The organism is Pseudonocardia benzenivorans CB1190, assembly GCF_000196675.2.
In the GTDB taxonomy this organism is placed as follows: domain Bacteria; phylum Actinomycetota; class Actinomycetes; order Mycobacteriales; family Pseudonocardiaceae; genus Pseudonocardia; species Pseudonocardia benzenivorans.
Genome location: NC_015312.1, coordinates 3748982 through 3770716 on the forward strand (window position 1 = coordinate 3748982; position 21735 = coordinate 3770716).

The 21735-nt window shown below is 72.5% G+C and carries 17 protein-coding genes and 3 pseudogenes; 7 read left to right on the forward strand and 13 right to left on the reverse strand.

The genetic code is table 11. The annotated features are described in order from the left end of the window. Positions 1-329: 329 nt before the first annotated feature. The gene (locus PSED_RS17650) at positions 330-908 is read right to left on the reverse strand and encodes a DsbA family protein (protein ID WP_041759801.1); all 579 of its coding nucleotides are present in this window, start codon (positions 906-908) and stop codon (positions 330-332) included. Positions 909-1079: 171 nt separating this feature from the next. Between PSED_RS17650 and PSED_RS17655 the strand changes: the two genes are divergently transcribed. The 4 genes and pseudogenes from PSED_RS17655 to PSED_RS17670 all read left to right on the forward strand — a co-directional run bounded on the left by PSED_RS17655 (position 1080) and on the right by PSED_RS17670 (position 4497). Further along, entirely contained in the window at positions 1080-1838 is a 759-nt protein-coding gene (locus tag PSED_RS17655; RefSeq protein ID WP_325176113.1) for a type 1 glutamine amidotransferase domain-containing protein, read from the forward strand. 454 nt (positions 1839-2292) lie between these two features. Next, positions 2293-3087 carry a GreA/GreB family elongation factor gene (locus PSED_RS17660; RefSeq protein ID WP_083845211.1) on the forward strand — a complete coding sequence of 265 codons (795 nt, stop codon included), beginning with the start codon at positions 2293-2295 and terminating at the stop codon, positions 3085-3087. A 146-nt stretch (positions 3088-3233) separates the two neighbouring features. Beyond that, a pseudogene (locus PSED_RS17665) lies at positions 3234-3440 on the forward strand (leucine zipper domain-containing protein); the annotation flags it as partial. A 70-nt stretch (positions 3441-3510) separates the two neighbouring features. Then, positions 3511-4497, forward strand: a complete 987-nt coding sequence (locus tag PSED_RS17670) for a hypothetical protein (protein ID WP_143770524.1) — start codon at positions 3511-3513, stop codon at positions 4495-4497. 841 nt (positions 4498-5338) lie between these two features. On the opposite strand, the gene PSED_RS17675 is transcribed toward PSED_RS17670, so the two are convergent. Further along, entirely contained in the window at positions 5339-6349 is a 1011-nt protein-coding gene (locus PSED_RS17675; RefSeq protein WP_143770526.1) for an AraC-like ligand-binding domain-containing protein, read from the reverse strand. A 99-nt stretch (positions 6350-6448) separates the two neighbouring features. Here PSED_RS17675 and PSED_RS17680 point away from each other — a divergent pair, with 99 nt between their 5' ends. The 3 genes and pseudogenes from PSED_RS17680 to PSED_RS35675 form a co-directional block, all read left to right on the forward strand. Then, entirely contained in the window at positions 6449-7528 is a 1080-nt protein-coding gene (locus PSED_RS17680; protein ID WP_013675608.1) for a glycosyltransferase, read from the forward strand. Between the two features lie 247 nt (positions 7529-7775). Then, the gene (locus PSED_RS17685) at positions 7776-8234 is read left to right on the forward strand and encodes a DUF2905 domain-containing protein (RefSeq protein WP_083845213.1); all 459 of its coding nucleotides are present in this window, start codon (positions 7776-7778) and stop codon (positions 8232-8234) included. Positions 8235-8444: 210 nt separating this feature from the next. Beyond that, positions 8445-8687: pseudogene (locus PSED_RS35675) on the forward strand (AMP-binding enzyme); the annotation flags it as partial. Between the two features lie 760 nt (positions 8688-9447). On the opposite strand, the gene coaBC reads toward PSED_RS35675, so the two are convergent. The 11 genes and pseudogenes from coaBC to pyrR form a co-directional block, all read right to left on the reverse strand. Further along, positions 9448-10674: a bifunctional phosphopantothenoylcysteine decarboxylase/phosphopantothenate--cysteine ligase CoaBC gene (gene coaBC / locus PSED_RS17690; protein ID WP_013675610.1), complete on the reverse strand. Its 1227-nt coding sequence runs from the start codon at positions 10672-10674 to the stop codon at positions 9448-9450. 3 nt (positions 10675-10677) lie between these two features. Next, the gene (gene rpoZ / locus PSED_RS17695) at positions 10678-10950 is read right to left on the reverse strand and encodes a DNA-directed RNA polymerase subunit omega (protein ID WP_049803439.1); all 273 of its coding nucleotides are present in this window, start codon (positions 10948-10950) and stop codon (positions 10678-10680) included. Between the two features lie 2 nt (positions 10951-10952). Beyond that, complete coding sequence (gmk, locus tag PSED_RS17700) at positions 10953-11615, reverse strand: guanylate kinase (RefSeq protein ID WP_013675612.1); 663 nt, start codon at positions 11613-11615, stop codon at positions 10953-10955. Between the two features lie 129 nt (positions 11616-11744). Then, positions 11745-12059 carry an integration host factor, actinobacterial type gene (mihF, locus tag PSED_RS17705; RefSeq protein ID WP_013675613.1) on the reverse strand — a complete coding sequence of 105 codons (315 nt, stop codon included), beginning with the start codon at positions 12057-12059 and terminating at the stop codon, positions 11745-11747. Between the two features lie 325 nt (positions 12060-12384). Beyond that, entirely contained in the window at positions 12385-12741 is a 357-nt protein-coding gene (locus PSED_RS17710) for a response regulator (RefSeq protein WP_013675614.1), read from the reverse strand. A 130-nt stretch (positions 12742-12871) separates the two neighbouring features. Next, on the reverse strand, positions 12872-13783 hold the full coding sequence (pyrF, locus tag PSED_RS17715; RefSeq protein WP_013675615.1) for an orotidine-5'-phosphate decarboxylase: 912 nt from the start codon (positions 13781-13783) through the stop codon (positions 12872-12874). Further along, positions 13780-17079: a carbamoyl-phosphate synthase large subunit gene (gene carB, locus PSED_RS17720; protein ID WP_013675616.1), complete on the reverse strand. Its 3300-nt coding sequence runs from the start codon at positions 17077-17079 to the stop codon at positions 13780-13782. The genes pyrF and carB overlap by 4 nt, the downstream gene beginning before the upstream one ends. Positions 17080-17771: 692 nt before the next feature. Continuing rightward, a pseudogene (gene carA / locus PSED_RS17725) lies at positions 17772-18878 on the reverse strand (glutamine-hydrolyzing carbamoyl-phosphate synthase small subunit); the annotation flags it as partial. 8 nt (positions 18879-18886) lie between these two features. Continuing rightward, positions 18887-20188 carry a dihydroorotase gene (locus tag PSED_RS17730; protein ID WP_013675618.1) on the reverse strand — a complete coding sequence of 434 codons (1302 nt, stop codon included), beginning with the start codon at positions 20186-20188 and terminating at the stop codon, positions 18887-18889. 11 nt (positions 20189-20199) lie between these two features. Continuing rightward, entirely contained in the window at positions 20200-21144 is a 945-nt protein-coding gene (locus tag PSED_RS17735) for an aspartate carbamoyltransferase catalytic subunit (protein WP_013675619.1), read from the reverse strand. Further along, a complete protein-coding gene (gene pyrR, locus PSED_RS17740; protein WP_013675620.1) occupies positions 21141-21728 on the reverse strand; it encodes a bifunctional pyr operon transcriptional regulator/uracil phosphoribosyltransferase PyrR in 588 nt (195 codons plus the stop codon). Before pyrR ends, PSED_RS17735 begins: the two co-directional genes overlap by 4 nt. Between the last annotated feature and the right edge of the window lie 7 nt (positions 21729-21735).

Here is a 21735-nt window from a genome sequence, read left to right on the forward strand (position 1 = left end):
GATGTCCCGGCTGTACACGTGAGTCCCCTCATGGCCCAGCACCGCGCGCGGCTCTCGCGCGTCGAGGACCCGCAAGAGGCCGACCGTTTGCGCACGCCGCTACGTGCCGCGGGCCTTCGCACGATCGACACCTCCGCCCGACCAGAGGCCGGAGCCCGTCGGTCCCGCCCGGCGCCGTATCCGGCGGCGTCTACGAGCGCGCGCCTCGGCCATCCGGCGGGCCTGCTCCGGAACGGTCGCAGACCCGCCGCGACGGACGGCCGCGCCGCCCGATCGTGGACTGGTGGTGCCCAAGGATTGCGCCTCCGGAGCCCGCCTCCTGGTGGTGCTCACGCCAGCACGGCGTCGACGGCCTTGAGGATCGCTCCCGGGCGGGCCGCGATGGGGACGCTGTTGGCGAAGACGCTGGGTGTGCCGGCGACGCCGCGTGCGATCGCCCGCTCCGTGACGTAGGGCGGCCACGGTAGGTAGCGGCCCGTGCGGATGGTCTCGGCGAAGGCCGGGTCGGTGATACCGGTCTCCTGGCCCAGCTCGATCAGCTCCCCATCCGACAATCCCGGACCGCCCTCGGGTGGCTGGTTCTCGAAGAGCACACGGGTGTATTCACGGAACCGGCCGGCGTCTGCCGCCGCGCCCGACGCGGCCCCTGCGCGGGTCGAGTACGCGGCGGTGGAGACCGAGTCCAGGAGGTTCATCGGGTGGTAGATCAGGCGGATCGCGCGGTCGGCCACCAACCTGTCCAGCAGCGGCCCGGTCGTCTGCTCGAACTGCTTGCAGAACGGGCACTGGAAGTCGGTGTAGGCGTCGATGTCGACCGCCCCGACCCCCATCACGACACCGTCCCCGGTCGGCGTCGTGCCCTGCGGGACCGGAACAGGCGGAGTGCCGGAGACGAGCTGCGCATCCATACGCCGATGCTGTCGGATCGATCGTCCCGTCGCCTCCGTCCAGCAGCACGAGGAGCAGTCCCCCGCGTTCGGCCTGCGGGGGCCGAGTCGGCCGCCGACGGTGGAGCCCGATGCGACGCGCTGATGTGCGAGACGCGGTGCAGGAGCGACTCCGCTTGTCATCGAGCATCCGTGCATCTCAACTCGCCCGCTGCCAACGCTCGCGGGTCGAAGACAAAGGTCCCGTCGGTCGCCGCCGACCTCAGCCGGCGGACCGGGCAAACCAATCTCGTCCTGCCGGAGCGATGTCGGCTGCCGACCCACCCTTCATCGTGGACATGGCCGCGAAAGCGGCACGACACACCCCGAGAGACATTGGAGCTGTCTATGCCTCGTCCACTCGAAGACAGGAAGGTTGCGATCCTGGCGACCGACGGCGTCGAGCGGGTGGAGCTCGAGCTGCCGCGCGGGGCGCTGTACGGCGCGGGCGCCCACACCGAGTTGCTCTCGCTCCACCCCGGCGAGATCCAGGCACGCCAGTTCGACCTGGTGTCAGCAGGCACACTCCCCGTAGACCGGCTGGTCGCCGACGCGTCGGTGGACGGCTACGACGCCCTGCTCCTGCCGGGCGGGACGGTGAACCCCGACAAACTGCGCATCGACACCACCGCGGTCGCGTTCGTCCGGGAGTTCGTCGCCACCGGCAAGTCAGTCGCGGCGATCTGCCACGGGCCGTGGATGCTGCTGGCAGCGGACGCCGTCCGCGACCACCGGATCACCTCGTGGCCGAGCCTGCAGAACGACCTTCGCAACGCGGGCGCGGAATGGGTCGACGACGAGGTCGTGATCGACGGGCAGTTCACGACGAGCCGCTCACCCGCCGACTTGCCCGCGTTCTGCCGAGCGATCATCGAGCAGTTCGCCACGGCGCGCGTCGCCGGTGCACCGTAGCGTCGACGGTGAGCCGACAGCTTCGCTCAGTCGTCCATCTGATCTCGCGGCGGTGGTAGTGACCGACCCGGTCGACGTGACGGATGAGGGGCCGGGCCGGAGTACGTCACGCCGCCCGGCATCAGGCCGCTACGAGGGCGGGACGGGTGGCTATACCTCGGCCCGGACGGCGCGACGATCATCGACCCGAGCGAGCACGACCAATTCAGGCCTCGGCGTCCCGCCGTGCTGGACGGACGTCTGCACCAGCTGAACCCGCGCGGGCACATGTAGGCCACCGGCCGCGACGGACGAGGGTGTAGGCACCACGATCGGTGGCGCGAGGTCCGCAGGCCACGAAGTTCACACCGGATGGACGCCCTCGGTGAGGGCTTGCGCGGGCGGCGGCGCGTTGACGCCGACCTCGACCTCGCCGGACTCGCCAGGACACAGTACTCGCCGCGGTCACCGCCTCATGGACGAGAACCTGATCCGGATCGGCAACGAGCGCTACGCGCGCGAGAACCAGTTCGTTCGGCGCGACGGCGATGCGCCAGTCGCAACAGCGGATGCCGCGATGCGCGGCTCGCGGCAGTCGTGCAGGCCTGCCAACGCCGTCTCCGCGCGAGCGGAGCGACGTGATCGCCTGCGCTCTGCGGAGTTCGCCATGCTCCTCGTGGCGCAGCGAGGTTGCCCGATAGCAGTGCAGGTTGCCGGCGTTCGACCCGCCTGCGCCCGCAGGGGCGAAGCACGGGCGGGAAGTCCGTTCCCGCGGGCCGGACAAGGTGGCTGGACCGCGTGGGACGGTGAGGCCATGACCACAGCCCCTCACAACGAGCGCCATGCTCTGCTGGAGGAGCTGGACCTGTTGCGGGCCCGTCGGCGCGAACTCGAGTGGAGTCTCATCTCCGACGATCACCGGCCGCACGACTTCGGTGAGCATGGTGCGACCACCGCGCTCCGCGACGAGATCGACTGGGTCGATCGCCGCATCCGTGACCTGGTCCACCAGGTCTGGGAGGCGGGGCGGCCAGACGGCGACACGTCGGAGCGGGTCGGCCTGTACAGCGTGGTCACGCTCCGATTTCCGGACGGCTCCTCCGAGACCCTGCAGGTCACTCGGTTTCCCGACGAGGACGTCCCAGCCGTCACACCCGAGAGCCCCCTCGGGCGCGCGCTGCTGGGTGCGCAGCCCGGCGACGAGATCACGTGGAAGGCGCCGGACGGACGGCTCCGAGCCCGGGTGGAACGGGTCCGTCGGCCGGCGTAACCGTCACAGGGCTCGTGACGAGCCGCGTCGTCACGATCGTGGCAGAGGCGGCGGTGCGCGATCTGTGCCGGACCCGCGCTGACATGGCGATCGACCAGATCCCGGGCGCGGCACCGGTTGGACCGCTTCGTCGACCGGAGGCCTTCGTGTCACACGCTGACGCCGCCCTGCCCCCTCGTGCGCGTCTGGGGCTCGCTCAGCTCGTCGCCGATCACGGATGGACCTACGCGGCAGCCGCGAAGATCTTCATGGTCTCGGCGCGTACCGCAGAGAACTGCGCCGACCGCTACCGGGCCAACCGGGCGGCCGGGATGACCGACCGCAGCTCACGCCCACACCCGTCTCCGACGAAGCCCGTGCTACTCGGTCTCGCCGCCCTGCTCGGGTGGTTGATGGCCCGTCTCGCCCGGTCGTCGTGAGTCGTTGCGCACAGGCACCTGCCTGCCCATCATCAACGAACGTGGCGACGAAGTGCTGCCGCCCACGCCCGGCCCCGCCTGCCGTGAGCGGATCTCGTACGGCGTCGGCGGCTCAGGGCTCGCCGGGCATCGCGTTCTGCAGTCTCCGCGTTGCCGGGCCACGGTCCGGCAGCGTCAGAACAGCTGTCGTGTTTCGTCACGGCCGGCCCGACGGAAGGCCGAAATCACCGGGTACGCAGCACAGGTGGCACGGATTCGCGAGACCGGTGACTTGTCGTTCTGGTACCAGCCCCGGGTGACCGTCGATCGCGTGCGGGGGCCGGACGATGTCGCCCGCTTCTACCTGCTGCTCGAGCCCGCAGGGCGGGCAATCTTCCGGCGTGTAATCGTGGGCCGCAAACGCCTACCGGACGTGGGAGCGCACGAGCGGACGTGGGGTTTCGTCGACCTCGTCGCGTGCCGGCCCGAGGCGGTGGCGGACGAACTCGCCCCCGAGACCGACGAGACCCGAACCCGGGGCGTGCGGGTGGCGCCGCGGGCACGGCCGGCCGGGGAGGCCGGGTACGCGATCGTCGAGCACGCCGGCCACACCCATCTCGTCTACGTCCTGGAACTCCCCGAGGCACCCGGGCCGGTACAGCACGAGCTGGGTATCCACAGGGCAATGAGCATGATCGTCGCTGTGCGGAACCCTGAAGGAGCCGCTCCGCCCGCGACCGGCCTACCACCAGGACGCCGCGCCCACTATCCCGAGCAACTGCAGAGGGCCCTCGGCACCCGACGGTTCGCTCCGCTCGACTCGCCGAAGTTCCTCGACCACCCCGGAACCGAGTTGGTGCTCATAGCGGCGTCGGGCGACCCGCTGCGCGAACTGGGGATCGACATCCCGAAGTGCCGGGAGACGCCGGAGCCGACCGACCTGTTGTCGCGCCTGGGCGCGGAGCCCGGCGCACATCCACTCGGCCCCCTGCTAGAGGGCCGATGGGAGTAGTGGTTGAGGCTACGGCCCCCACCGTTCGGGAACAGCCACTCGAGACCGAGCTCGACACCTGCGACGGGCAGCCCATCGGGCTGGGGGGCGTTCGTCAGGGATCAACGTCCTCGACAGCGCCAGGCGTGCGTGCTGCGTCCGGGGTGCCCTCCTCGGTCGAGCTTCTGCTCGAGTGGACGTCCTGCCGATGGTGCTGAACGTTCTCGACATCGTGGCGCTCGGGCCGTCGTTGCCACCCGTGCCGCCGTACCTCCCGGCAGAACTCACCGCCGGCGAGGGAGGCTCCTACTCGTATAGCGGCGGAGGCTCTCAGCGAACTCGTCGCTGGAGTGGTTCAGACAGAGCACGAAGAGGAGCAGGACGAGGCCGTGTGAGCACTCTCCTGGTTGTAGGGACCGAGGCCGGACTCCGTCCGTCGTGCCGACGCGGTCCTCAACGCCGGATCGGGCACCGTCGCCGGCCTGCTTCTCGGTCTCGATGCGGTCGGTGTCCTCGCTCCTGCCGGAACGACCTGGGCGTCGTTGTTCTGGCGTCGTCGCCCCTGCTCAGTGACCTGGGCGCTGCGGAACCCGGAAACTCCGCCGTGCTCGCGGTACTCGTGCTCGAGGACCTCGCGTCGGCGATCCACCTGCCTTTGATTGCCGGCACCAACTCTCGCGATGCCGAGGTTCGCCACGAGCACCGCCACCGAGGTCCGCGTGCGCTGCCTTCCATTGCCATCAGCAGCCTCGTCACCCCCTGGGCGCTGCTGGTCGTCGAACCCGCCGCCCGTGCTTGTGTGGGGTCGTCCTCGGTCTGTGGACGTCGCTACCTCGGCATTGACGACCGACGGTCGCGTTCCTCACGCGTATGCCGGTCCGCGCAGGGTCAGCCAAGGCGGCTCCCGATACTGGTGCGCGTACTCGGCGGCGAACCGCCCTGCGTCAGTGAACCCCCAGCCGGAGGCCACGGCGGTCGCAGTGGTCCGTCCCGCGTCAGAGGCCTCGAGTTCCCGGTGTGCAGCGGCCAGCCGGGTGGCGTTCAGGCGCTCCGCCGGCGAGATGTCGAGGTGGCGGCGACAGCCGAGACCGAGCGCCCTGGTTCCGACACCTGCGATGTCGGAGAGCTCCGCGAGGGTGAACGGGTGACGCGGGCGCTCCTCGATCGCGTCCACCATGCGGCGCACCGGGCCGGGAGCCCACGAACGTACCGAGCCGTCGAGCTCGTCCCGGTAGCGGTGGTCGACGGCGAGCAGCAGCCGGACGGTCAGCGTTTCCTTGAGCGGCGCGGCGCGCACCGGGTCGTCGAGCAGGGGCGACGACGCCAACCGCCGCACCATGCCGCTCCACGCACGCCCGGCGGGCGTGCGCAGGTCGAACGACGGGCCGAGGTCGAGCGGCCGGCTCACCGGATGACCGAGCAGGTGCTCCAGCGCATCCATCACGATTTCCGTCTTGATCCTCACGAAGTAGCAGGCGAAGCCGTCCCCGCAGCACATGTCGGTCTCGTCCTCGGGCCGTGCGACTGCCGCTCTGGAGGCGTCGAGGTCGACGGTCTGCCCACAGTGGGTGATCTCCGACGCCCCCGCCTTCGGAACGGCCACCGTGTAACCGCTGCTCGCCCCGTCCGGAGCCCGGACACGCCCCGCACGCGGAAACCGGCTCTCGTCGACCGCCACTTCGCGATATGCCCGCCTCGGCATCGGTTGTCCATCCACGACGATCTCCTGTGCTCGGTCCCGGCGACCGCCGCCGGCCGCGTCGAGCCCACGGCGAACACGACCGATCGTCCCCGAGCGGCACTGACGTCGGATGAGCCCGAGCGAACCGATTTTCGACGTGCGACTTGTGCCGGCGGCGCAGGGTGCCTGCACCGATCGGGCCCCGTCATCCGGCTGCCGAGTCCGCCGGTCCCGCCGATATCGCTCCGACAGGCCGGTTCGCGCTGACGACGACGTCGCGACGATGGAGCGATGGCACGACCATCGCTGAACATCGGGCTGCTGTCCGCGCCCTGTGTCGCGCCCCCTTCGCAGACACACGACGGCACCCAGATGATCGTCGCCCAACTCGCCCGGGGGTTGGTCGCGGCAGGACAGAGCGTCACCGTCTTCCCGACGGGTGACTGCCCGGTGCCGGGTTCGACTGCCCACGGCGTGTCCTCGGCCACCGACGAGCCACTCGGCGGCGGTTTCGTGGACCTGCAGCACGTGATGGCAGGCCATGAAGCCTTGGCCGGCTGCGATGTCGTCCACGACCACACGCTCCTGGGACCGGCATGGGCACTCGCCTCCAATCGGCGGACGGTCCTCACAACCTGTCACGGTCCACTCACCGGCGAGCTGCGCTCGGTCTACGGTCGATACGCTGCGCGTCTGCCTGTCGTAGCGACCTCTCACGAGCATGTCGCGCGGGCGCCGGAGATTGCGTTTTCCCGGGTGATCCACGACTGCCTGGACCTCGATCGGTTCCCCATGGGCCGCGGTGCCGGCGGATACCTGCTGTTCCTCGGCCGTTTGGCGCCCGCAAACGGGGTGCGTGAGGCGGTGCTCCTTTCCAGAGCCGTCGGGCGGCCACTGGTGATCGCTGCGAAGATGCGTGCACCCGCCGAATACACCTACTTCGACGAGGAGGCCCGACCGCTGCTCGGCGACGACGTCATGTTCGTCGGGGAAGCGGTCGACGGAGCCAAGCTCGATCTGCTGGCGGGTGCGACCGCGCTTCTGAACCCGATCCACCGGCCAGAACCGTTCGGCCTGGCCATGACCGAGGCGCTGGCCTGCGGGACCCCCGTGGTGACGTGCTCGGTCGGCGCCGCAACCGAGATCGTCGAGCACGGGGTGACGGGGTTCATCTGCGACGACCGGACGGAGCTGGTCGACGCTCTCGCGCACGTCGGCGACCTGGACAGGACCGCATGCCGGGCGGCGGTGGCGGAGCGGTTCTCGACGGAGCGCATGGTTGCCGAGTACCTCTCCCTCTACGAACTGATGGTGAACAGCGACAGCGAGCGGCTGCAGGTCGGTCCTGACGCACTGGGCGCCTGCCCCTGAGCGAGGGCTCGTCGGGCACGGCGAGTGGACGAGCTTCCGGCGACCCTTCAGAACGAGCTAGCCGGAATTTTCGTCCCCACAGCCACCGTCCACGTCCGAATCGGGGCAGCGGCGCTCCTCGAGCCCGGATCCGGCCCCTTGCGGAGAGGGGTTGCACCGGCGGAAGGGCGTCGGAAGTCTCGGTGTCAGAATCCGCAAGCTCGCGACAGTCGGTGCAGTACCTGACGAGGGCCGACGCGGACGTTGGATGGGTCCCGAACAGATCAGACGCGGGAACAGGATCCCGCTCTCTGGCGGCCGGCGTTTCCTTCCGGCGGCGCAACCTCGTGGGTTCGCATCGCTAAGCCGGGGTGTGGCCGGCGATCTCCGTTGTACCGCCGGTGCAGACCCTTCCGACCTGGTTCGCCTCCGGGGGTTGAGGACCGACGCCCACGCCACGAGGACAGTCTCAGGAGGCCACGAGCAAGGGGGGCGGGGATCCGTGACCAGAGACTGGGGCCCATGGCTGGTGGGCGGAGGGCTGCTCCTGCTCGGGTGCGGACTGCTCGCCTGGACGGGAGCTCTTTCCTGGTTGGGAAAACTTCCCGGCGACATCCGAGTCACGAGCGGCACGACGCGGATATACATTCCGATCACGTCGATGCTTCTCGTCTCCCTCGTTCTGAACGTAATCCTTTGGCTGCTCCTGTCGGTGTTCCGTCGCTGACTCAAAGCGGAAAGGGTAAGTCCGCCTGGGATGGTGTGTGACAGCGAAGGTGGGAGGACGTCGAGGCTGAGGTAGCGGCGTCCTTCGGCACATTTTGTGCTGTTGCTCGGCCGGTCGGGCCGGGGCGCAATATCCACGCTCTCGGTGGCCCCGTTTCCCCGGCCCGCGCCACCTTCGTCGGCCGCACCAACGGCATCATCCGCCGCAGCGGTGAAATCTACGCCGCGATCGAAGCCGAGGATCCTCTTGGCGCACCCAACGCTCGTCGAGGCACCGGTTGTGCCGGTTCCCTCGCCGCTCGCCGACGAGGACGCGAAGGCGTTCGGCGTGACGGATCTCGGAGACGGCTCCCTCGGCGGCGTCACCGCCCTCGACCTCCTCGAGTGGTGCCCCGCGCGGCTCTCGGACTTCACGCTCCCGCGTGACATCGAGTTCGTCGGGACGCTGCCGAGGACCCCCACCGGACGCGTGCGCAAGAAGGCGTTGAGCCGGGAGCGCACCGCCGCGGACGTCGACATCGAGAGTTTCCGACGCCGACTCCCACCCCATCGGGTCCTACGCCCTCCTCGGGATGCTCCTGGGCGGGCTGGCGGTCGGCCCGGTAGCCGACCGGATCGGCCGTCGGCGGGTGATCCTTCTTGCCATCGCCTGGTTCTCGGTGTTTCGGCAGTCGCCGCCCTCGCGCCGGACGCGATGGTGTTCGGCGGGAGCCGCTTCCGCACCGGCCTCAGGCTGGGGGCGCTGCTGGCCCGCGCGGTCGCCCTGACCGTCGAGTTCGCCCCGGCCCACCGACGCCAGATCTACAACGGACTCCACTCGTCGGGCTTTCCGATCGGCGGGCTCGGTGCCGCGCTGGTGGCGCTCGCGGTGGTGGACGCACGCGGGTGGCGGCCACTGGTGTATGGGCTCAACACGTGGCTGCCGCAGCCCACGCGCCACGCGGGCGACCCGCTGGGGTCGTTGCTGCAGTTCCTGCTCATGCTCAACCTGGGCGCGCTGGTCCTGGACACCCGCGCTGCGGCGGTCTCGGACCGAGCATCGCCGAAATGGAGCGTCGTGTTGGGCTTCGCTGCGGCTCCGGTACGTCTACTGGTGATGGCTATGGGCCCGGGACACGTCGTCCTCGCGATCGCAGGTTCGTGGCCGGGCTCGGGGACGCGACGGCCCGTCCGCGGTTCCGCGGACGGGCCGTCGTCGTGTGCGGGCCGGGCGCTCAGCCGGAGGCGGGTTTCAGCAGCGCCGCGGCGGCGTCCCACACCCGCGAGGCCAGCAGTGCCTTCGAACCCGACGCCAGCTCGGTCTCGGTGCCGTCGGCGGCCAGCAGCCACCCCGCGTTGTCGGCGACCTCGAAGGCCTTGCCGTCGCCGACGGCGTTGACGACGAGCAGGTCGCAGCCCTTGCGCCGCAGCTTGGCCCGGCCGTGGTGCAGCGCGTCGCCGCTCTCGTCGCCGGTCTCGGCCGCGAACCCGACGACGACCTGACCGGGCCGCCGCGCCGCGACGAGCTCGACGAGGATGTCGGCGTTGGTGGCCAGCCGCAGCGGGTCGGGCTCGGCGCCGGTCTTCTTGATCTTGCTGACGACGAGCGTCGCCGGCCGGAAGTCGGCCACCGCGGCGGACATCACGACGATGTCGGCGTCGGCCGCCGCGTCGTGCATCGCGACGCGCATCTGCTCGGCGGTCCCGACCCGGACCACCTGCACCGCCGCCGGATCGGCCAGCTCCGCCGTCGACGCCGCGACGAGCGTGACGTGCGCACCGCGCTGCGCGGCCACCCGGGCCAGCGCGTAGCCCTGTCGGCCCGACGACCGGTTGCCGAGGAACCGGACCGGGTCGAGCGGCTCGCGGGTGCCCCCGGCGGACACGACGACGCGGCGACCCTCCAGGTCGCGCGGCAGCGCGTCGGGACGTTCGAGCAGCAGCCGGGCCAGCTCGGCGATCTCGGCCGGGTCGGGCAGCCGGCCGGGGCCGGTGTCCTTCCCGGTCAACCGGCCCGACGCGGGCTCGAGCACGACGGCACCGCGCGCACGCAGGACGGCGACGTTGTCGCGGGTCGCGGGGTGCACCCACATCTCGGTGTGCATCGCGGGGGCGAACAGCACCGGGCAGCGCGCGGTGAGCAGGGCGGCGGTCAGCAGGTCGTCGGCGCGGCCGTGCGCGGCGCGGGCCAGCAGGTCGGCCGTGGCGGGCGCGACGACGACGAGGTCGGCTTCCTGGCCCAGCCGGACGTGCGCGACCGACGGCACGTCGTGGAAGACGCCGGTGTGGACGGGTTGCCCTGAGAGCGCCTCGAAGGTCGCGGCCCCGACGAACTCGAGCGCCGCCGCCGTCGGCAGCACCCGGACGGAGTGGCCGGACTCGGTGAAGCGGCGCAGCAGCTCCGCGCTCTTGTAGGCGGCGATGCCGCCGGCGACCCCGAGCAGGACGCGGGGCGCGCCCACGGGCTACTCGCCCTCGGTGTGCTCGAGCAGGCCGCTCTGGATCTCGCGCATGGCGATCGACAGCGGCTTCTCGCGCGGGCCCGGCTCGACCAGCGGGCCGACGTACTCCAGCAGGCCCTCGCCGAGCTGGGAGTAGTAGTCGTTGATCTGGCGCGCCCGCTTGGCGGCGTAGATCACCAGCGCGTACTTCGACGACACCTGGCCGAGCAGGTCGTCGATGGGCGGGTTGGTGATTCCCTCGGGCGTGGAACCGGCGACAGCACCGGTCAGAGGCATGCTCACTGAAAGGACTCCTGCGGGGAGAGATCGTCGTCACTGCCGCGGGCCCCGCCCCGTGGCGGCGTGCGGCTGACCGCCAACTGTACCAACCGGTCGACGACGCGCCGCACGTCGTCGTTGACGACCACGACGTCGAACTCGTCGCGGGCGGCGAGCTCCTCGCGGGCGGTCTCCAGCCGGCGGGCCAGCTGCGCGGCCGACTCGGTCCCGCGGCTGCCGAGCCGGCGCGCCAGCTCGTCGAACGACGGGGGGTCGAGGAAGACGGTCACCGCCTCCGGCACGGCCTTCTTGACCGCCCGGGCCCCCTGCAGGTCGACCTCGACGAGGACCGGCCTGCCCTCGGCGCGGGCCCGCTCGACCTCGGCCGCCGGCGTGCCCGAGCGCTGGAGGCCGCCGTGGATCTCGGCCCACTCCAGCAGCTCGCCGCGCTCGATGAGACCGTCGAACTCCGCAGGGGAAACGAACCGGTAGTCCCGGCCGTCGACCTCGCCCACGCGCGGGGCCCGCGTCGTCGCCGAGACGCTGAAGTGCAGCTCGGGGAGCCGCTCGCGCAGCTGCGCGACCACACTGCTCTTCCCGACCCCCGAGGGGCCGGCCAACACGATCAGCCGGCCTCTCGGGGATCGTTCAGCCCCACCGGCGGGTTCGGGGGCGCCGTTCACGCCACGTCCTCACTCGCTCGCGGGCGGCGGTGCCGCCCCGGTTCCGCTCGCGGCCGCAGGCCGCCCCGTCTCACCCCGCCGCCGGGTGACACCACGGACGGGGGTCGGCACGGCGGCGGGCGCCGTCGGTCAGCCCTCGAACTCGGTGAGCAGCGCCTTGCGCTGACGGTCGCCCAGGCCGCGCAGCCGGCGGCTCGTGGCGATCTCCAGGCGCTCCATGATTTGCGCAGCACGCACCTTGCCGACACCCGGCATCGCCTCGAGGAGGGCCGAGACCTTCATCTTGCCGAGGACGTCGTCGGTGTCGGACTGCGCGAGCACCTCCTTGAGCGTCGTCCCGCCTCGCTTGAGCCGGTCCTTCAGCTCTGCCCGGGCCCGGCGCGCGGCGGCCGCCTTCTCCAACGCGGCAGCGCGCTGTTCCTCGGTCAGCTGGGGAAGGGCCACGATCTCCTCCGTCTTTCGGTCGTGCACATCGCTGGTGGGATGTCCGGCGGGCCCGGTGCGGACCCGTCGTCGATCAGCCTCCCCGCGGGGCTACCCGCTGGGACTCGAACGAACGTACTCACGACCCTTCCGGGGCCGCCAACGGGGGTCACACCAGGCGCTTTACGCTCGGCTACCCCCAAAGGGTGATACCACGAACGGGGCCGTCCGGCGGCGATCGACCCGGCCGTTCGGCGATCCGACCCCACCGCGTGGCTCACATGCGACGCACGTCACGCCCGGCCCCGCCACCGCAGGTCCGGTCCGCGGCGCCGGCGGCAGCGGCTCAACCCGCGTGGAGGGCGCGCAGCGCGGCGGGTGTGAGGTCCTCCTTGCGGATGTAGGCGGCCGCACCGCAGTCGGCGGCGTCGGCGGGCAAATCGTCGACCGTGTACGTGGACAGCAGCACCACCGTCGTGTCCGGGGCCCGGGCCAGGAGCCGCCGGGTGGCCTCGATCCCGTTGATCCCCGGCAGGTTGATGTCCATCAGGACCACGCCCGGGCGAACGCGTTCGGCCTGGTCGAGGGCGTCCTCCCCGCTCCCGGCCTCCGCCGCGACCCGCCAGCCCCCGACCAGGCCCACCACCGTGCGGGCCACCATCCGGAACGGCCGCTGATCGTCGACGATCAGTACGTCCACCACCCGGCCTCCTTCGTCACCGTCACGTCCCATGATCGGTCCAGTGACCGCGCCCGGCGAGGGTGCTAGTACCACCTACCCGTGTCGACCTACTCGTGTCGACGCGGACGTCCGGCGACGCGCCCCCGGGCCGTCAGCCGGCCGCCGCGCGCGCCGCCGCCAGCTCGTCGCGCAGCGACTCCGCCGCGCCGCACAGGGCCGCCGGTTCGGGCCCGGCCCGCAGCACCGACCGCGACGCCGTGGGCAGGACGAGGCCCGACAGGCCTGCGAACCGGTCGGCCACGTCGGCCGGGCCGGCGCCCTGCGCACCCAGCCCCGGCGCCAGCACGGCACCGCGCAGCGCCGAGAGGTCGAGTCCGTGGTCGTGCGTCGCGCCGATGACGACGCCCACATCGCCGAGCGGGCCGTCGGCTGCGCCCGCGGCGGCGTTGGCGGCGGCCGCACCGTCGACGATCCCCTGTGCCACGCTGCGACCGGCCCAGTCGGCGAGCTGGACCGGGCCGCCCTCCGGGTTGGAGGTGCGGGCCAGCACGAACACGCCGCGCCCGGCCTCGCGGGCCGCACCCAGCGCGGGTGCGAGCGACCCGAACCCCAGGTACGGCGAGAGCGTCACCGCGTCGGCCCCGAGCGGGGCGCCGACGCCCAGGTAGGCGTCGGCGTAGCCGTCCATGGTCGACCCGATGTCGCCGCGCTTGACGTCGAGCAGGGTCAGCGTGGGCGAGCCGGCGAAGCCGGCGAGCAGCCGCTCGAGCACCGCGACGCCCGCCGAGCCGTGCCGTTCGAAGAACGCCGACTGCGGCTTGACGACAGCCACCGCTCCGGCGAACGCCGCCAGGCAGCCGTCGCAGAACCGGGCGAGGCCGTCGACGTCGTCGGTCAGCCCCCACTCGGCCAGCAGCGAGGGGTGCGGGTCGATCCCGACGCACAGCGTGCCGAGGGCGTCCGTGGTGCGGACGAGCCGGGCCCCGAACCCGTCGTCGCGGAACCCGTCGTCGCCGAACCCGTCGTCGCCGAACCCGTCCGGCCCGTCCGGAGCCGCGCTCATCGGGCCGCCTCCGCCCTGGCCAGCGCCGCGTGAGCGTCCTGCAGCGACCGCACCCCGATGCTCCCCGTCTTCATCCCCTCGATCCCCTGCACCGCGGCTGCCGCGCCCTGCACCGTGGTGATGCACGGGACGCCGCGGGTGACCGCGGCCGCGCGGATCTCGTAGCCGTCCACGCGCGGCCCGACGTTGCCGTAGGGCGTGTTGACGATGACATCGACGTCCCCGGCGAGGATGCGGTCGACGATCGTCGCGCCCTCCTTGCGGTCGGACCACTTCCGCACCTCGGTCACCGCGATCCCGTGCCGGCGCAGGATCTCCGCCGTGCCGTCGGTCGCGAGGATCTCGAAGCCGAGGTCGGCGAGCCGGCGGATCGGGAACACCATGGCGCGCTTGTCGCGGTCGGCGACGGAGACGAACACCGTGCCCGACGTCGGCAGCGGCCCGTAGGCGGCCGCCTGCGACTTCGCGAACGCCGGCCCGAACGCGGCGTCGATGCCCATGACCTCACCGGTCGACTTCATCTCCGGGCCCAGCAGCGGGTCGACCCCCTGGCCGGTCGGCGTGCGGAACCGGTTGAACGGCAGCACGGCCTCCTTGACCGCGACCGGGACCGACGCCGGCGTCGTCGCCCCGTCGGAGGTCATGGGCAGCATGCCCTCGGCCCGCAGGTCGGCGACGGTGGCGCCCAGCATGATCCGGGCGGCCGCCTTGGCCAGCGGGACGGCCGTCGCCTTCGAGACGAACGGCACCGTCCGCGACGCGCGCGGGTTGGCCTCCAGCACGTAGAGCGTGTCGCCGTGCAGCGCGTACTGCACGTTGAGCAGCCCCCGCACCCCGACGCCGCGCGCGATGGCCTCCGTGGACCGGCGGACGGTCTCCAGCACGCTGCGCCCCAGGGTGATCGGCGGCAACGTGCACGAGGAGTCGCCGGAGTGCACCCCGGCCTCCTCGATGTGCTCCATGACCCCGCCGAGGTAGAGCTCGGTGCCGTCGAAGAGGGCGTCGACGTCGATCTCGACGGCGTCGTCGAGGAACCGGTCGACGAGCACCGGCCGCGTCGGGCTGATCTCGGTGGCGCGGGCGATGTAGCCGGCGAGGGTCTCCTCGTCGTAGACGATCTCCATGCCCCGCCCGCCGAGCACGTACGAGGGCCGGACGAGCACCGGGTAGCCGATGCGGGTCGCGATGTCGCGGGCCTGCTCGAACGAGGTCGCGGTGCCGAACGCCGGCGCCGGCAGCCCGGCCCGGCGCAGCACCTCGCCGAACTCGCCGCGGTTCTCGGCGAGGTCGATCGCGTCGGCCGGGGTCCCGACGACCGGCACGCCCGCGGCGGTGAGCCGCTGGGCGAGCCCGAGCGGGGTCTGGCCGCCGAGCTGCACGATCACGCCCGCCACGGTCCCCGACGCCTGCTCGGCGTGCACGACCTCCAGGACGTCCTCGAAGGTCAGCGGCTCGAAGTAGAGCCGGTCCGCGGTGTCGTAGTCCGTCGAGACGGTCTCGGGGTTGCAGTTGATCATGACCGTCTCGAACCCGGCGTCGCGCAGCGCCATCACCGCGTGCACGCACGAGTAGTCGAACTCGATGCCCTGCCCGATGCGGTTGGGGCCGGAGCCGAGGATGATCACCTTCGGCCTGCCGGTCTGCGCGGTGACCTCGGACTCGGCCGACGGGTCGGTCTCGTAGGCGCTGTAGTGGTAGGGCGTGCGCGCCGCGAACTCCGCCGCGCAGGTGTCGACGGTCTTGTAGACCGGCCGGATGCCGAGCCGGTGGCGCAGCGCCCGCACGCCGTCCTCGCCCGCGAACTCCGGGCGCACCGACGCGATCTGGCGGTCCGAGAGGCCGGCCCGCTTCGCCCTGCGCAGCAACGCCTCGTCGAGCACGGGCGTGTCCGCGATCTCGGCACGCAGCTCGACCAGCGCCGCGACCTGGTCGACGAACCACGGGTCGATGCCTGACCGCGCGGCGACGTCGTCGACGGTCGCCCCCTGCCGCAGCGCCCGCTCGACGGCGTAGATGCGCCCGTCGGTCGGGGTGGCGACGTCGGGCGCGCCCTCGGGGTCGGGGCGGGTCCAGAAGCCGACGTCGGGGGTCTCCATCGAGCGCAGGGCCTTGCCCAGCGCCTCCTGGAACGACCGGCCCAGCGCCATCGCCTCGCCGACGCTCTTCATCGTCGTCGTCAGCGAGGTGTCCGATCCCGGGAACTTCTCGAACGCGAACCGCGGGACCTTGACCACGACGTAGTCGAGCGTGGGCTCGAAGGCCGCCGGGGTCTCGCCGGTGATGTCGTTGCGGATCTCGTCGAGGGTGTAGCCGACGGCGAGCTTCGCGGCGATCTTCGCGATCGGGAAGCCGGTGGCCTTCGACGCCAGCGCCGACGACCGCGACACCCGCGGGTTCATCTCGATGACCACGAGCCGCCCGGTGCGCGGGTCGACCGCGAACTGGATGTTGCAGCCGCCGGTGTCGACGCCGACGGCCCGCAGCACGGCGATGCCGACGTCGCGCATCGTCTGGTACTCGCGGTCGGTCAGGGTCATGGCGGGCGCGACGGTGATCGAGTCGCCCGTGTGCACGCCCATCGGGTCGAGGTTCTCGATCGAGCAGACGACCACGACGTTGTCCGCGTGGTCGCGCATGAGCTCGAGCTCGTACTCCTTCCAGCCGAGGACGGACTCCTCGATGAGCACCTCGGTGACCGGGGAGGCGGCGAGGCCGGCCCCGGCGAGGCGGTCCAGGTCCTCGGGGGTGTGGGCCATGCCCGAGCCGAGCCCGCCCATGGTGAACGACGGCCGGATCACGACGGGCAGACCGAGCTCCGCGACCGCGGCCCGGACCTCGTCCATCGAGTGGCACACCGCGCTGCGCGGGACGTCGCCGCCGACGGACTGCACGATCTCCTTGAACTTCAGCCGGTCCTCGCCGCGCTGGATCGCCTCGACGTCGGCCCCGATCAGCTCGACGCCGTACCGCTCCAGGACCCCGTTGTCGTGCAACGCGATCGCGGTGTTGAGCGCGGTCTGGCCGCCCAGGGTCGCGAGCAGCGCGTCGGGTCGCTCGGCGGCGATGACGAGCTCGACGAACTCGGGGGTGATCGGCTCGACGTAGGTGGCGTCGGCGATCTCGGGATCGGTCATGATCGTCGCCGGGTTGGAGTTGACCAGCGAGACGCGCAGGCCCTCCGACCGCAGCACCCGGCACGCCTGCGTGCCGGAGTAGTCGAACTCGCAGGCCTGGCCGATGACGATCGGCCCCGAGCCGATCACCATCACGCTGCGGATGTCGTCGCGGCGGGGCATCAGACCTCCCCTCCGTCGTGCGGCTCGATGAGCCGGTGCCGGCCGCCCTGTTCCTCGGACCCGGCCTCGCCGGTCTCCTCGGGGTCGTCCGCCACGTCCTCCGCCGCCCCGGTGTGGGGGTGCTGGGTGGCCGCCGGGGCGACCCGCGGCAGCACGGTCGTCTCGTCGATGCTCGCGGCCACGTGCACCGTCTGCGGCAGCGCGATCGTCGGGTCGCCGTCGGGTCTCGGATGCGGCGGCAGCGATGGCTCCGGTGGCAGCGGTGGCTCCGGTGGCAGCGGTGGCTCCGGTGGCAGCGGTGGCTCCGGTGGCACGGCCGCCTCGATCTCGTCGGGTACCCGGTCGGCGGCCGGCTCGCGCGGCGGGACGAGGGTGCCCTCGTGCGACTGCGCCGCAACGGGTTCCGCAGCAGGCCCCCGGCCCGGCCCCGCGGCCGGCCCGGCCTCGGGCGCGGGCGCGTCGGTCCCGAGCGCGGCCTGGTCCGGGCCCGGCTCCACACCGTCGCCCACGGGTGCGGCGCTGTCGGACCCGGGCGCCGCGTCGTCGTGCACGGGTGCCACGTCGTCGGACACGGGCGCCGCGCCGTCGGACACGGGCGCCGCGCCGTCGGACACGGGCGCCGCGCCGTCGGACACGGGCGCCGGGGCGCCGGGTCCGGGCACCGCGTGCAGCCGGGGCGCCGGGTGCGCGGCCATGAGGTCGACGAACCGGTCGAACAGGTCCGCCGCGTCGTGCGGGCCCGCGGCCGCCTCCGGGTGGTACTGCACGCTGAAGGCCGGGAAGTCCAGTCCCGCAAGGCCTTCGACGCAGCCGTCGTTGGGGCAGGTGTGGGTGATCACCGCAGGGCCGAACGGCGTGTCGAACCGCTCCCCCGCCTCCCCCTCGACCGCGAAGCCGTGGTTCTGCGAGGTGATCGCCACCCGCCCGGTGGCGTGCTCGACGACCGGGATGTTGATTCCGCGGTGGCCGTAGCGCATCTTGTACGTCCCGCGGCCCAGCGCCCTGGCGAGGATCTGGTTGCCGAAGCAGATGCCGAACGTCGGGATGCCCCGCTCCAGCACCGCCCGGGTCAGCGCGACGGGCACGTCGGCGGTCGCGGGGTCGCCGGGGCCGTTGGACACGAAGAACCCGTCCGCCCCGAGGTCGACGATCTGCTCGATCGACGTGTCGGCGGGCAGCACGTGCACCTCGATGCCGCGTGCGGCGAGCATCCGCGGGGTGTTCGACTTGATGCCGACGTCGAGCGCGGCGACCCGGAACCTCGCCTCGCCGTGGGCGGCCACGACGTAGGGCTCGGCGGTGGTGACCGCGCCGTACAGGTCGGCGCCCTCCATCCGCGGGCTCGCGAGCACCCGCTCGACGAGGTCGCCGTCGGGTGCCAGCGCGTCGCCGGAGAACACCCCGGCCCGCATCGCGCCGCGCTCGCGCAGGTGCCGGACGACCGCGCGCGTGTCGACGCCCGCGACACCGACGACCCCCTGCTCGGCGAGGACCTCGCCCAGCGCGCGCCGGGACCGCCAGCTCGACGGCCGGCGGGCCGGGTCCCGGACCACGTAGCCCGCGACCTGCACGCGCGCGGACTCGTCGTCCTCGTCGTTCCAGCCGGTGTTGCCGATCTGCGGGGCGGTCTGGACGACGATCTGGCGGTGGTAGGACGGGTCGGTCAGCGTCTCCTGGTAACCGGTCATGCCGGTCGTGAAGACGGCCTCGCCGAGGTTCTCACCGATGGCGCCGAACGGCTCACCGCGGAAGATGCGGCCGTCCTCGAGTACCAGCAGCGCGACCCGGGACGCGGACACGGGGGCGCTCACGCCGTCGTCCGCTCGACGACCCGCCCGTCGCGGGCGGTCACCCTGCCGCGCAGCACCGTCGCGACGACGACGGCCGGCAGCCGCATGCCCTCGTACGGGGTGTTCGACGACAGGCTCGCGAGCGCGGCGCCGCGCACGGTCCACGGCTCCTCGGGGTCCACGAGCACCAGGTTGGCAGGCTCGCCGACGGCGATCGGGCGCCCCTGGTCGGGCAGCCCGGCGATCTCCGCCGGCCGCTCGGACATCACCCGGGCGACCCCGTGCCAGTCGAGCAGGCCCGGCTCCACCATCGTGTGCACCACGACCGACAGCGCGGTCTGCAGGCCGAGCATGCCCGGCCTGGCGGCCTGCCACTCGGTGTCCTTGTACTGCGCGGCGTGCGGGGCGTGATCGGTGGCGACGACGTCGATCACGCCCTCGGCCAGCGCCGCCCGCATCGCCTGGGTGTCGGCCGCGGTGCGCAGCGGCGGGTTGACCTTGTTCACCGGGTCGTAGGACGTCAGGGCCGCGTCGGTGAGCAACAGGTGGTGCGGGGTGACCTCCGCGGAGACGGTGACGCCCGCCGCCTTGGCGCTGCGCAGCACCTCGACCGTGCGGGCCGACGAGACGTGGCAGACGTGCAGCCGCGCACCGGCCTCGCGGGCCAGCGCGCAGTCGCGGGCGACGATCGTCTCCTCGGCGGTGGCCGGCCAGCCGGCGAGCCCGAGCCGCGACGCGACGACGCCCTCGTTGGCCTGGGCGCCCTGGGTGAGCCGGTGGTCCTCGGCGTGCTGGGCGATCACGACGTCGAGCGCGGAGGCGTACTCCAGCGCGCGGCGCATGACGAGCGGGTCGTTCACGCAGTGTCCGTCGTCGGAGAACATCCGCACGCCCGCGGTGGTGGCCATCGTGCCGAGCTCGGCGAGCTTCTCCCCCCGCAGCCCGACGGTGACCGCGCCGACCGGGTGCACGTCGACCAGCCCGACCTCGGCGCCGCGACGGCGCACGTGCGCGGTCACCACGTCGGTGTCGGCGACCGGTGCCGTGTTGGGCATCGCGAACACGGCGGTGAACCCGCCGAGCGCGGCGGCCCGGGAGCCGGTCTCGACCGTCTCGGACTCCTCGCCGCCCGGCTCGCGCAGGTGCACGTGCAGGTCGACGAGGCCCGGCAGCAGCACGCGACCCTCGGCGTCGAGCGTCTCCACGCCGTCGGGAGCCTCCAGCCCGGAGCCGATCTCGGTGATCACCCCGTCGCGGACGACCAGGTCGACCGCGTCGTCGTCGTAGGGGCGGGCGTTGCGGATGAACAGGTCGCTCATGCTGGGTCCAGTCACTCCGGGGCTCCCGCGAGAAGGTGGTAGAGGACGGCCATCCGCACGTGGACGCCGTTGCGGACCTGCGCGAGGATCGCGGCGCGGGCCGAGTCGGCCACGCTCGGCGCGATCTCCATGCCGCGCACCATCGGTCCGGGGTGCAGCACGACGCCGTGCTCGGGGAGCATCGCCGCGCGGGCGTCGGAGAGGCCGTAGGCGACGGCGTACTCGCGCGACGACGGGAAGAACCCGCCGGTCATGCGTTCGGCCTGGACGCGCAGCATCATCACCGCGTCGAGGCCCGGGAGCTCGGCGTCGATCTCGTGGGAGACCCGGCAGGGCCACTCGGCGACCCCGACCGGCAGCAGCGTCGGCGGCGCGATCAGCACGACCTCGGCGCCGAGCGTGGCCAGCAGGAAGACGTTGGAGCGGGCGACGCGGCTGTGCAGGACGTCGCCGACGATGCCGATCCGCCGCCCCGCCACCGACCCGAGCCGGTCGCGCAGGGTGGCCGCGTCGAGCAGCGCCTGCGTCGGGTGCTCGTGGGTCCCGTCGCCGGCGTTGACGATGGAGGTGTGCGTGCCGGTGGACTCGCGGTCCTTGTCGGCCCAGGCCGCGAGCCGGTGCGCCGCACCGGACGCCGGGTGCCGGACGATCACGCAGTCGGCCCCCATCGCCGAGAGCGTGAGCGACGTGTCGCGCAGCGACTCGCCCTTGGAGACCGACGAGCCCTTGGCGCTGACGTTGACCGTGTCGGCGCTCATCCACTTGCCGGCGATCTCGAACGAGACCCGGGTGCGGGTCGAGTCCTCGTAGAACATCGTGATGACGGTGCGCCCGCGCAGCGTGGGGAGCTTGCGCACCTCGCGGCCGAGCAGCGCCTGGCGCAGCCGGTCGGACGTGTCGAGCAGGGCGGTCGCGGTGGCCGCGTCGAGGTCGGTGACGGTGAGCAGGTGCTTCACTCGCCCGCCCCCCTGCGGATCGCGACCCGGTCCTCGCCGTCGATCTCGGTGAGCGACACCAGGATCAGCTCACTGCGCGACGTCGGGACGTTCTTGCCGACGTAGTCGGCCCGGATCGGCAGCTCGCGGTGGCCGCGGTCGACGAGGACGGCGAGCTGGACGGCGCGGGGCCGGCCGTGCTCGGAGACCGCGTCGAGGGCCGCCCGGACGGTGCGGCCCGACATCAGCACGTCGTCGACCAGGACGACGAGGGCGTCGTCGACGCCGCCCTCGGGAACCTGGGTGTCCTCCAACGCGCGGGCCGGCCGACGACGGAGGTCGTCGCGGTAGAGCGTGGGGTCCACGGTCCCGACGGCCGGGGCGCGGCCGCCGAACTCGGCGACGGCGGCGGCCAGCCTGCGGGCCAGTACGGTGCCGCGGGTCGGGATCCCGATGAGCACGACGTGCTCGGCGTCCGCGGTCTTCTCGATGATCTGGTGCGCGATGCGCGCGATGGTGCGGGTGACGTCGGAGGCGCTGAGGAGTTCGCGGTCGGGCAGACCGCTCCCCTCGCCACCGGCGTCCCCGCGGCGATCGTTCGCCACGAGGTCG

Bases quoted from the DNA above. Each gene is read 5' to 3' on its own strand.
- PSED_RS17650 (WP_041759801.1), bottom strand. From the start codon at position 908: ATGGATGCGCAGCTCGTCTCCGGCACTCCGCCTGTTCCGGTCCCGCAG.
- PSED_RS17660 (WP_083845211.1), top strand. From the start codon at position 2,293: ATGGACGAGAACCTGATCCGGATCGGCAACGAGCGCTACGCGCGCGAG.
- PSED_RS17680 (WP_013675608.1), top strand. From the start codon at position 6,449: ATGGCACGACCATCGCTGAACATCGGGCTGCTGTCCGCGCCCTGTGTC.
- PSED_RS17685 (WP_083845213.1), top strand. From the start codon at position 7,776: ATGGGTCCCGAACAGATCAGACGCGGGAACAGGATCCCGCTCTCTGGC.
- rpoZ (WP_049803439.1), bottom strand. From the start codon at position 10,950: ATGCCTCTGACCGGTGCTGTCGCCGGTTCCACGCCCGAGGGAATCACC.
- pyrF (WP_013675615.1), bottom strand. From the start codon at position 13,783: ATGAGCGCGGCTCCGGACGGGCCGGACGGGTTCGGCGACGACGGGTTC.
- carB (WP_013675616.1), bottom strand. From the start codon at position 17,079: ATGCCCCGCCGCGACGACATCCGCAGCGTGATGGTGATCGGCTCGGGG.
- PSED_RS17730 (WP_013675618.1), bottom strand. From the start codon at position 20,188: ATGAGCGACCTGTTCATCCGCAACGCCCGCCCCTACGACGACGACGCG.